Source organism: Streptomyces sp. NPDC044063 (genome assembly GCF_056434285.1).
Window position 1 is genome coordinate 21,874 of record NZ_JBWKFM010000049.1, and the last position, 9,472, is coordinate 31,345.

10 protein-coding genes are annotated in these 9,472 nt (G+C 72.0%); 5 read left to right on the forward strand and 5 right to left on the reverse strand.

Annotation, left to right across the window (positions count from 1 at the left end; genetic code table 11):
• Window positions 1-102: 102 nt before the first annotated feature.
• Window positions 103-750 (reverse strand): sigma-70 family RNA polymerase sigma factor, encoded by a 648-nt coding sequence (locus AC07BS_RS33875; protein ID WP_478935438.1) that lies wholly within the window; start codon window positions 748-750, stop codon window positions 103-105.
• A 61-nt stretch (window positions 751-811) separates the two neighbouring features.
• Between AC07BS_RS33875 and AC07BS_RS33880 the strand changes: the two genes are divergently transcribed.
• The gene (locus AC07BS_RS33880) at window positions 812-988 is read left to right on the forward strand and encodes a zf-HC2 domain-containing protein (RefSeq protein WP_478644355.1); all 177 of its coding nucleotides are present in this window, start codon (window positions 812-814) and stop codon (window positions 986-988) included.
• Between the two features lie 188 nt (window positions 989-1,176).
• Here AC07BS_RS33880 and AC07BS_RS33885 read toward each other — a convergent pair whose 3' ends face one another.
• The gene (locus tag AC07BS_RS33885; protein ID WP_478935440.1) at window positions 1,177-1,899 is read right to left on the reverse strand and encodes a hypothetical protein; all 723 of its coding nucleotides are present in this window, start codon (window positions 1,897-1,899) and stop codon (window positions 1,177-1,179) included.
• 320 nt (window positions 1,900-2,219) lie between these two features.
• Complete coding sequence (locus tag AC07BS_RS33890; RefSeq protein WP_478644361.1) at window positions 2,220-2,471, reverse strand: holin; 252 nt, start codon at window positions 2,469-2,471, stop codon at window positions 2,220-2,222.
• A gap of 263 nt (window positions 2,472-2,734) precedes the next feature.
• Between AC07BS_RS33890 and AC07BS_RS33895 the strand changes: the two genes are divergently transcribed.
• On the forward strand, window positions 2,735-3,997 hold the full coding sequence (locus AC07BS_RS33895) for a winged helix-turn-helix domain-containing protein (protein WP_478935441.1): 1,263 nt from the start codon (window positions 2,735-2,737) through the stop codon (window positions 3,995-3,997).
• A 10-nt stretch (window positions 3,998-4,007) separates the two neighbouring features.
• Entirely contained in the window at window positions 4,008-5,531 is a 1,524-nt protein-coding gene (gene exaC / locus AC07BS_RS33900) for an acetaldehyde dehydrogenase ExaC (protein ID WP_478935442.1), read from the forward strand.
• 345 nt (window positions 5,532-5,876) lie between these two features.
• On the opposite strand, the gene AC07BS_RS33905 is transcribed toward exaC, so the two are convergent.
• Window positions 5,877-6,011: a hypothetical protein gene (locus AC07BS_RS33905; protein WP_478935443.1), complete on the reverse strand. Its 135-nt coding sequence runs from the start codon at window positions 6,009-6,011 to the stop codon at window positions 5,877-5,879.
• A 401-nt stretch (window positions 6,012-6,412) separates the two neighbouring features.
• Here AC07BS_RS33905 and AC07BS_RS33910 point away from each other — a divergent pair, with 401 nt between their 5' ends.
• Window positions 6,413-6,817 (forward strand): FKBP-type peptidyl-prolyl cis-trans isomerase, encoded by a 405-nt coding sequence (locus tag AC07BS_RS33910; protein WP_478935444.1) that lies wholly within the window; start codon window positions 6,413-6,415, stop codon window positions 6,815-6,817.
• Window positions 6,818-7,136: 319 nt separating this feature from the next.
• Here the strand turns inward: AC07BS_RS33910 and AC07BS_RS33915 are convergent, their stop codons facing one another.
• Entirely contained in the window at window positions 7,137-7,436 is a 300-nt protein-coding gene (locus tag AC07BS_RS33915; RefSeq protein ID WP_478935445.1) for a hypothetical protein, read from the reverse strand.
• An 873-nt stretch (window positions 7,437-8,309) separates the two neighbouring features.
• On the opposite strand from AC07BS_RS33915, the gene AC07BS_RS33920 reads away from it, so the two are divergent.
• On the forward strand, window positions 8,310-8,711 hold the full coding sequence (locus tag AC07BS_RS33920; protein ID WP_478644424.1) for a hypothetical protein: 402 nt from the start codon (window positions 8,310-8,312) through the stop codon (window positions 8,709-8,711).
• Window positions 8,712-9,472 lie beyond the last annotated feature (761 nt).

Here is a 9,472-nt window from a genome sequence, read left to right on the forward strand (position 1 = left end):
GGGGGGGGGGGGGGGGGGTTGGGGGGGGGGGGGGGGCGTCCCCCCCCCCCCCCCCCCCCCCCCCCCCCGCGCCGTTCCTCCGGCTTCCGGTACGCGTACGCGCTAGCCGGCGAGCGCCGGGACCCGCGCCGCCGGCGCCGGGGCGCGTACGCCCGCGGGCCGCGTGGGCCGCGGGGACGCCTGCGCGGCGCGCGCCCGTACGTCGCGTTCGGCCGTCTCCAGCTGCACGATCAGCGCCTCGCGCGCCCGCGCCACGCGGGAGCGCACCGTGCCGACCGGGCAGCCGACGACGATCGCGGCCTCCGCGTACGGCAGCCCCAGCATCTGGGTGAGGACGAACGCCTCGCGCCGCTCGCAGGGCAGCCGGTCGAGCAGCTGCGAGAGGGCGACGCCCTCGTCGAAGCCGGGCAGCTCGGCCGACTGGGTGCGTTCGGCGGCGGACTGCCAGTCGTCCGTGTCGGACAGCCGGGGGCGGGCCGCCTGGAAGCGCAGCCGGTCCACGACCGTACGGCGGGCGATGGACAGCAGCCAGGTGCGGGCCGACGAACGGCCCTCGAAGCGCGGCAGCGAGCGCAGGGCGCGCAGGAACGTTTCCTGCACGAGGTCGTCCGCGCCCTGGGGGTCGTTGCTCAGCCGGGCCACGTAGCGCCGGACATCGTTCTGCGTGGCGCGGATGAAGCGCTCCACCGCGTCGGCGTCGCCGCCGCGCGCGGCCAGCGCCCAGGCGGTCACCGTCTCGTCGTCACGCACGACGGCCTCCCGCGCGGGGGGCGGTGCGCGGCGCGCGGCGGGCGCCGGGGACGATGGCGGGGTGCATTGCAGTGAGTTCCGTACCGCCCTGTCCGCCCGCGTCGACGGCGAGGAGCTGCCACCGGAGGTCTCCGGCGCGGCACTCGACGAGCACCTGCGGGAGTGCGACGACTGCCGCGAGTGGGGCGAGCGGGCCCGCCGGCTCGCCGAGCTGGCGGCGGTCCTGGACCTCGCGTGAGGTCCGGCGGCTCCCGTGGGCCGGGGCCTCGGGGCGTACGGATGAAGCTGCCGGCGGGCATGCGGTGTGCCGTGGGCCGGCCTGGATGAGGGCAGGGGTCATCGCCCTGGGTCCTTCCTGGAGTCCGGGCGCCCGGCCGTGCGGGGGCGGGCGGTCCCGGTGACGTGAAACGGCCTGGTCGGTCGCCGTCAGGCGACGGCGACGAGGGCCGCCGGAGGACCCCGCTGGGCGAGGACGTGGGCGTAGAGCAGTTGCCGCAGCCGCTGCGCGGCGCGCTCGTGGGAGGCGCGGACGCGGGGCGGGCCGGGGCGGACCGGTACGTCGTGGAAGAGGAGGAGCAGCGGCGCGAAGAGCCGGGCCCCGAGGGTGCGGCCGAGGCGGAAGGCGGCCTGTTCGCCGCCGGAGAGCCACAGTCCGCAGACGAGGGCGACCAGCACGTGGGCCGACCACATGCCGAGCGCGCCGTGGCCGGCGTGCATGCCGCCCATGGCCATGGTGTGGTCCATGGCGGCGGCGGAGGCGCTCATGCCGCCGCCGTCGCCCGTCCCGCCGGCGGGCATCGGGGGGAGGCCCCCGCAGGTGGCGTCGCCGGGCAGGGGTGGGACGGCGGTGGGGCCGGCCCGGGCCGTGACGGCGGCGGACGCGACGTTCTGGGCGAGCGCGAAGAAGAAGTGCAGCCCCGTCTGGGCGCCCACCGTGGCGAGCGTGATCAGCAGGGGGCCGCGTTCCCGGCCCGCGAGGAACCACGCGCAGCCGGCCGTCCCGGTCAGGGCGACGGCGACGGCCCACCAGGGCACGGTGGTCCCGGACATGACAGCGTGACCCAGGGCCGCGAGCAGCACGCAGACCGCTGCGAACACCCCGGCTCGCAGCGCGCGCGGCCCCTGTGCGGTCTGCTGCCCTGCATTCATGTCGGGGACATCGTTGCACCCGCTCCGCGCGGCCCGACACCGGGGGCGCGAAGACGCCACCCCCACCCCCCGCCCGGGCGCACGGCTCCGCCCCGTACCGTCCGCCCGGCGGTACGGGGCGGCGGGCCGCCGGCTCGGGGGGAATGACCGGCGAACCCGGTCCCGTCGCGCCAGTGGGACTCGCGTAGCCGAGTCAACCGCGAACGGGGCCGGCGCGGGAGCGTGTGCGAAGGACGGTCGAGGGTGCGCCGCGCACACCCCGTGCGAAAGGGCCCGTTCCGCTCCGGGCGTGGCGATGGCGGGAGGGCTGGGACCGGGGGCTAGGCGCGCGAGGACTTCCGCCGGCCTGCGCCGCGGCCGTGCGGGAGCCAGGCGGCGCTGCTCCGGTCGCCGAAGCGGCTGCCGATCGCCCCCTTGATCACGGAGAGGGCCGCGGGGAGCGCGGCGATGGCGGCGGCCTTGATCGCGGAGACGCTGGTGAGGTCGAACCCGTCGGCGATGAGGAGCCCGAGGAACGTGGTCACGTAGGCGGCGAGGGTACGTTCGGCTATGTCGGTGAAGACCTTGCTCATGGCGGTCGTTCTTCCGTTCGCGAGAGGTGGGTTGCCGGGGAGAGCAGCGTGACTGTTGTGACGTGTGCACCGCAAGCTTCCCCTGCCGCTGTTGTACCCGCGACAACCCTCCACGGCACCGGAGTTGAGCGATATCGTGCTCCGGCGACGGCGACGGCGACGGCGAGCGGTGAGTGCGAGCGGCGACGGCGACTGGCGAGGGCGACCGGCGAGGGCGACCGGTAAGGGCAGCGGCCGACGGGGCGGGCGGAAGGGTGGTCCAGGTGGTCGACCCATGGCTGGCGATGGCGTCCGGCACCGATCCCGCCGAGCGGATCCGCTCGGTCGGGTCCGCGCACGCGGCGTTCGTCACGGCGGGAGAACTGCGGCCGGCCGTCCGTACGGTCGTCGCCGAGTCCTGGCGCCGCTCGGCGGCGGCGCTGCGCACGCCGGACGTCCTGGCGCCGGTCGAGCTGACCGACGGAGAGCTGGAGAGCTACCGCCGAGCGCATCCGCTGGCCCGCGCGATGCCGGTCTTCCGCGAACTCCTGGGGTCCATCGCCGACGACGGGGCCCATCTGCTGGCGGTGTGCGACGCGGCGGGACGGATGCTGTGGGTGGAGGGCCACGCGGGGGTCCGCGAGCGGGCCGAGAGCATGAACTTCGTACCGGGCGCCCGCTGGGACGAGCGGCACGCCGGCACCAACGCGCCGGGCACGGCGCTGGCCCTCGACCACGCCGTGCAGATCTTCGCCACCGAGCACTACACCCGCCGGGCCCAGCCCTGGACCTGCGCGGCCGCTCCCGTCCACGACCCGGCGACGGGCCGGCTGCTGGGGGCGGTGGACATCACCGGCGGCGATCACCTGGCGGCGCCGCACAGCCTGGCCCTGGTGCGGGCGACGGCGCGGGCGGCGGAGGCCCGGCTGGCGGAGGCCGCGCGGGAGCCGGGCACCGCGCTGTCGGCTCTCGGCCGGGACGAGGCGCTGCTCACGACCGCCGGTCGGCCGGTACGGCTGGGCCGTCGGCACAGCGAGATCCTGGTGCTGCTGGCCGCCCACCCGGACGGCCTGACGGGCGAGCGGCTGGCGGCGGCGCTGTACGGCGACCGCGCGGTGCCGATGGTGACGCTGCGCGCGGAGATGTCGCGGCTGCGCCGGCTGGTGGGGGACGGCCTGCTGGCGTCCCGCCCGTACCGGCTGCGGGAGGCGGTGCGGACGGACGCGGCGGAGGTGGAGGAGCACCTGGCGGCCGGTGACCTGCGGGCGGCGGTCCGCGCGTACGCGGGCCCGCTGCTGCCGGGATCGGAGGCGCCGGGGGTGGGCCGGCTGCGGCGGCTGCTGGAGGACCGGGTGCGGCGCGCGGTGCTGGCCGGCGGGGACGCGACGGCGCTCCAGCTGTGGGCCGACAGCCCGTGGGGCGAGGACGACCTGGAGGCGTGGGAACGACTGCTGGCGGCTTTACCGGAGAGCGCGGCGCACCGGAGCGCGGTGGCGTCCCGCGCGCGCCGGTTGCGCGCAACGTTCGCGCAACCCACGCGCGGCTAGCGTCGCCACCATGACCCGATACGCCAGCCCGGGCTCCCCCGAGGCGATCGTCAGCTTCCGGCCGCGCTACGACCACTGGATCGGCGGCGAGTACGTACCGCCCAAGCAGGGCCGGTACTTCGAGAACATCACCCCGGTGACGGGCCTGCCGTTCACCGAGATCGCGCGCGGTACGGCCGAGGACGTCGAGCGCGCCCTGGACGCCGCGCACGCCGCCGCCCCGGCCTGGGGCCGCACCTCGCCCGCGGACCGCGCCCTCCTCCTGAACCGCGTCGCCGACCGCATGGAGCAGAACCTCGAACTCCTCGCCGTCGCCGAGACCTGGGAGAACGGCAAGCCGGTCCGCGAGACGCTGGCCGCGGACATCCCGCTCGCCGTCGACCACTTCCGCTACTTCGCGGGCGCGCTGCGGGCCCAGGAGGGCACGCTCTCCGAGATCGACGAGGACACGGTCGCGTACCACTTCCACGAGCCGCTGGGCGTGGTGGCCCAGATCATCCCCTGGAACTTCCCGCTCCTGATGGCGGCGTGGAAGCTGGCCCCGGCCCTGGCGGCGGGCAACGCGGTCGTCCTGAAGCCGGCCGAGCAGACCCCGGCCTCGATCCACGTCTGGCTGGAACTCGTGGCGGACCTGCTCCCGCCGGGCGTGGTCAACGTCGTCAACGGCTTCGGCGCGGAGGCGGGCAAGCCGCTGGCGTCCAGCCCCCGCGTGGCGAAGATCGCCTTCACCGGCGAGACCACGACGGGCCGCCTGATCATGCAGTACGCGTCGGAGAACCTGAAGCCGGTCACCCTCGAACTGGGCGGCAAGAGCCCCAACATCTTCTTCGACGACGTCTCGGCCGCCGACGACGACTTCCTCGACAAGGCCCTCGAGGGCTTCACCATGTTCGCCCTCAACCAGGGCGAGGTCTGCACCTGCCCGTCCAGGGCCCTGATCCAGCGCGGCCACTACGCGGCCTTCCTGGAGGCCGCGGTGGCCCGCACCGAACTCATCCGCCCGGGCCACCCCCTGGACACCGAGACGATGATCGGCGCCCAGGCCTCCAACGACCAACTGGAGAAGATCCTCTCCTACTTCGACATAGCCCACCAGGAAGGCGCCCGCACCCTCACCGGCGGCGCCCGCGCCCACCTCGACGGCGAACTCGAAGGCGGCTACTACGTCCAGCCCACGATCTTCGAGGGCGACAACAGCATGCGCGTCTTCCAGGAAGAGATCTTCGGCCCGGTCGTGGCCGTCACCTCCTTCACCGACCTGGACGACGCGGTGACCCTGGCCAACGACACCCTCTACGGCCTGGGCGCGGGCGTCTGGACCCGCAACGGCACCACGGCCTACCGCGCGGGCCGAGCCATCCAAGCAGGCCGAGTCTGGACCAACTGCTACCACGCCTACCCGGCCCACGCCGCCTTCGGCGGCTACAAACAATCAGGCATGGGCCGCGAGAACCACCGCATGATGCTGTCGCACTACCAACAGACGAAGAACCTGCTGGTGAGCTACTCGGCGAAGCGGCTGGGGCTCTTCTAGGGGATAAGAAAGGGCCTCCGACCTGCGCGGGAGCGGGGTCGGAGGCCCTTTCTGCGAGCAGCCGGGCGCCGAGTGTCGGGCGGCCCGCGATGTGATGTACGTACCACCTTGTCCCACCGCTGTCCCATGCCTGACCAGCTGTTCCGGACCAGCCGCGGACCAAACCTGGCACGACCAAATATCCCTACTCTGATCAAGGCATCCGCCGCGCAAGGCGCGGCGCGCGCGGCCCTGGCCGGCGCGGCGGGCGCACTCGGCGGGGTCGACGCCGGAGTGGAGCCAGAAGGAGATGCCCTCGTGGCGGAGGTCGTAGGGGCGTTTGGCGGCCAGGGAGGTCTGTTCCTGCTACGTCAGGGCGGTTTCGCGGGCGTTCTTCCAGGCCTTGTTGTAGGCGCCGGACTGGACGTGCAGGTCGCGGCCGCTCCGGAAGAGCCGTCCATCTGCGGACGTGCCGTAGTGAGCTAGGTGGTCGCGAAGCATGGCTTAAGACTGTCACACGGACCAATGTCGGCTTTGCGTGACCAACGCGGTCTCAGGACAGGCACCCTCGCCGCGCCCCGGGCGGTCATTGTTGGGCTGATCCACGACGTGGTCGACATGCGGTGCTCCGCCATGGCGCCGGACCGTCGGCCGAGCGAATCAAGGCATCTCGCAGCGTGCCGGGCAGCCGTCTGTGCCTCGTGTCGTTCCGGCGGTTGCTGCGTGAGCCGTGCTTGCGGAGTCGCGTTCATCGGCTATGCGACAGATCATCACGCGTGGCCGCTGGATTTGGTGTGCTCCGGAAATCGGCATTCTCGGTAGCGTGACCATCCGCTGCATGAGGTGCCCACGTGTCCGGCTGGTCCGTGCGGGGGCTTTCGACAGAGAGTGATGAGGCTGCAATGAGTGAACTGACGAAGCCCGAGGTCGAAGTTCCGGAAGGTGAAGCTCCTACCGAGCTGACCATCCGGGACCTGGTCGTCGGGGACGGGCCTGAGGTGCAGCCGGGCATGGTGGTCAGGGTCCACTACGTCGGGGTGACCTTCGAGTCCGGGAAGGAGTTCGATGCCTCCTGGGACCGGGGCGAGCCGTTCAAGTTCGCCCTGGGCAGTGGCAGGGTGATCAAGGGCTGGGACCGGGGGGTGAGGGGGATGAAGGTCGGTGGTCGGCGCGAGATCATCGTTCCCCCGCGTCTCGGCTACGGCAAGCAATCGCCCTCGCCGTTGATCCCGCCGGGCTCGACCCTGGTCTTCGTGGTGGACTTGCTTGACTCGTATTCCAGCACAGCCGGGTGGAGCAAGGCCTAGTAACCCTGGCCGCTCCTCCCGATCACCGCTGTCGCCGAGCACCGCACGCACCAAGATCCGGGCCATCTCCGGACCAGCCCCGCCAGAAGGCCGCGCCAACTGCTCTTTGCTCTGGTCGGCATGGGTGCCACTGCTGTACCACCAGGAGAAAAAAGCCAGGGCTCCGACCTGCGCGGGAGCGGGGTCGGGGGCCCTTTCCGCGAGCAGTTGGCCACGTCCGGCCGGAGACCATGTACAGCCGCTGGAGCTGACAGCCTGGCCGGCATGTGTGCCCCAGGGCCTGCCGACGAGTCCAACGGCGATGGACTCCCGGCAGCCTTCAGGGGATTTCCTGACCGATCGCTCGGATGACGTCGGCAAGCCACACGAGGTGGTAGCCCACGGCTTGGTCCGGGTTGGCGAGCAGGTTGTCAAGGTGCTGCCATGATTCCGACAGCTGCCCGATCGTGAGTGTCTTCGGCTCGTTGAGGACGTCGTAGAGCTCATCGCCCGGGACGGACCAGAAGTACTCCTCATCGAGCGTTACGGTGGGGCCAGCCGACGCTTCCACCCCCCGGAGCACCACGTCGAAGGCGTGGCGGAGCTGCTGAAGCGAAATCTGCAGGGGTTCACCGGTCATGAGTGGGATTGTCACACCAGTCTGAGGTTCGACTCACCGGGCCTACCCTGGCCCTGCTGGGCCAGGACGACGACAAGCGACGAGGTCACCAGGAACGCTCGACGCTCCGCTTGCGCCACCTTCGCCGAACGGGTCAGGCCCGGAAGGTACAGCAGCCGCAGACGAGTTACACCCGTCTTCAGTCGCATTCCGAGCCACAATGCGGGCTTTCATCCTGCGTGGGCGCAGGGAACCGGAGCCTTGATCACTACGACCGGATCCGCCAGGCAACCCGCACCGGGCCCAATTCTTGCGCCCAATCTACATTTCCGTCGAGATCCCTCTCCCTCCTTCCACTCCTGCACGGCCTCCTCTATCTGTTTGTTCGCACGCTCCCGGGCATCTGCCGGCATCTTGGCGTACATCCGGAGCATCACCTCGATGCTTCGGCCGACGCGGCGCGCACACGGGTATGCGCGCGCCACGACGTCCGCTGCCGCAGGGCACGCAACGCAGGCCACCGACGCCACCGTCATGGGCTTTGAGCGCCGCCTCTCCGCCAAGTCCCCTCGTGGCGAAGGGCTCCGGTTCCCCCCGGTTGCCGACCGACCCCCGCACCCGGAACGGGGTGCGACGGCCGGAACGCGCCCTGTTCTCGGCCCGCTCCTCGCCTCCGTCCTCGTCGCCGACAACCCGGACACAATTCGGGCCTCCGATAGCGAAAAGGATCGCGGTCGAACCGTCGGTGAATTTCGAAAGTCCCTTCCCTCCCCGTCCGCCCGGTTTACGCCCGTTGCCGGCCGGCAACGGGCGACGCGTTTCCTGAATTGGCGTCAGAAGCCCTTGTTCCACTAGACTTTGAGCACCGCACCGGCAAAAGGAGAGGCGCCGTTCATGGGCACCAAATTCATTGAGGTAGACGAATCCCACAAGGGTCAGCCCAACGTGGAAGAAGGCGTAAAGACGATCGAGGTCGGCGGTCAGACGATCACGACGACGATTTACGTCCAGCGGATCGACTTCGACGACCTCGCCCCCGAGGTGACCGACAAGCTGACCACGGTCAAGTTCGCCGTGACGGTGGTCGAGGAGATGGAGGACCTGACCGGGGAGGTGGACGAGGACGGTTCCCCGATGACGGAGATCAAGGAAATCCAGGTGCCCAAGTGGCTCGAGATCGACCTGGGGCTTGAGTCCCTGAAGCAGTACGAGGAGGCCATGGCGCCCTTCTTCGCCGCTGCCCGCGAGACCGAGGCGCCGATGGTGCCCGCGCCCCGCAAGCGCCGCAAGAAGTGATCTCTCGCCCCTCTCCTGTTCCTCGGGAGAGGGGCTTCGCCGTGTGTGGGCACGCGTGCGTCGCGCCGCAGGGGCCGGCGAGCCCGTTCGGCTGTCCGGGTGACTTCGGTGGAGGCGCTGTTTCCTGGGGAGAGGGCACGGATACCCCGAGCAGAGCGAACGCTCGGGGTGAGGTCGTCCAGGCCGTGGGGCGGGCGGAGTGGCGTAGCGCTCAGGATTGCTCGGCTGCCGGAGGAACGAAGGGCCCATGACGAGAACACGGAAGCAGAACCCCACCACCCTGACCCACGCCATCGTCCTCGCCGACCCCGACCCGATCCGCCGTGCGCGGCTCCAGGAGGAATTCGCCCGGTGGTACGGCGACCGGTTCACCGTGGTGCCGGCCGCTCGCGCCGAGGACACGGCGCAGGCGGTGAACGCCCTGCGCCAGGAGGGCACGCAGGTGGTGCTCGTCGCCGCGGTGGGCGACGAGCCGGGTGCCGCCGAGGTGCTGGGCCAGGCCTCCGCGCCCGGGCTGCTGTGGCTCCAGCCCGACGGAGAGGGTCCGGGCGACGCCTCTCCCGACGGTGGCGCGGCGCGGTTGCCGTTCGCCGCCGAGGGCCCGGTGGAGCTGGACCCGCGGATCGGGGGGGGGGGGGGGGGGGGGGGGGGGGGGGGGGGGGGGGGGGAGAAGAGGGGGGGGGGGGGGGGTGGGAGGGTTCCTTTTTGTTTGTTGTCGTGTCACAGTAAGAGGCCCCCCCTCTGCTTGGTCCCCCTCCGGG

What these genes read in the sequence shown, in the direction of transcription:
- AC07BS_RS33905 (WP_478935443.1), bottom strand. Translation starts at nt 6,011, where the DNA reads ATGCTTCGCGACCACCTAGCTCACTACGGCACGTCCGCAGATGGACGG.
- AC07BS_RS33885 (WP_478935440.1), bottom strand. Translation starts at nt 1,899, where the DNA reads ATGAATGCAGGGCAGCAGACCGCACAGGGGCCGCGCGCGCTGCGAGCC.
- AC07BS_RS33890 (WP_478644361.1), bottom strand. Translation starts at nt 2,471, where the DNA reads ATGAGCAAGGTCTTCACCGACATAGCCGAACGTACCCTCGCCGCCTAC.
- AC07BS_RS33910 (WP_478935444.1), top strand. Translation starts at nt 6,413, where the DNA reads ATGAGTGAACTGACGAAGCCCGAGGTCGAAGTTCCGGAAGGTGAAGCT.
- AC07BS_RS33915 (WP_478935445.1), bottom strand. Translation starts at nt 7,436, where the DNA reads ATGACCGGTGAACCCCTGCAGATTTCGCTTCAGCAGCTCCGCCACGCC.
- exaC (WP_478935442.1), top strand. Translation starts at nt 4,008, where the DNA reads ATGACCCGATACGCCAGCCCGGGCTCCCCCGAGGCGATCGTCAGCTTC.
- AC07BS_RS33920 (WP_478644424.1), top strand. Translation starts at nt 8,310, where the DNA reads ATGGGCACCAAATTCATTGAGGTAGACGAATCCCACAAGGGTCAGCCC.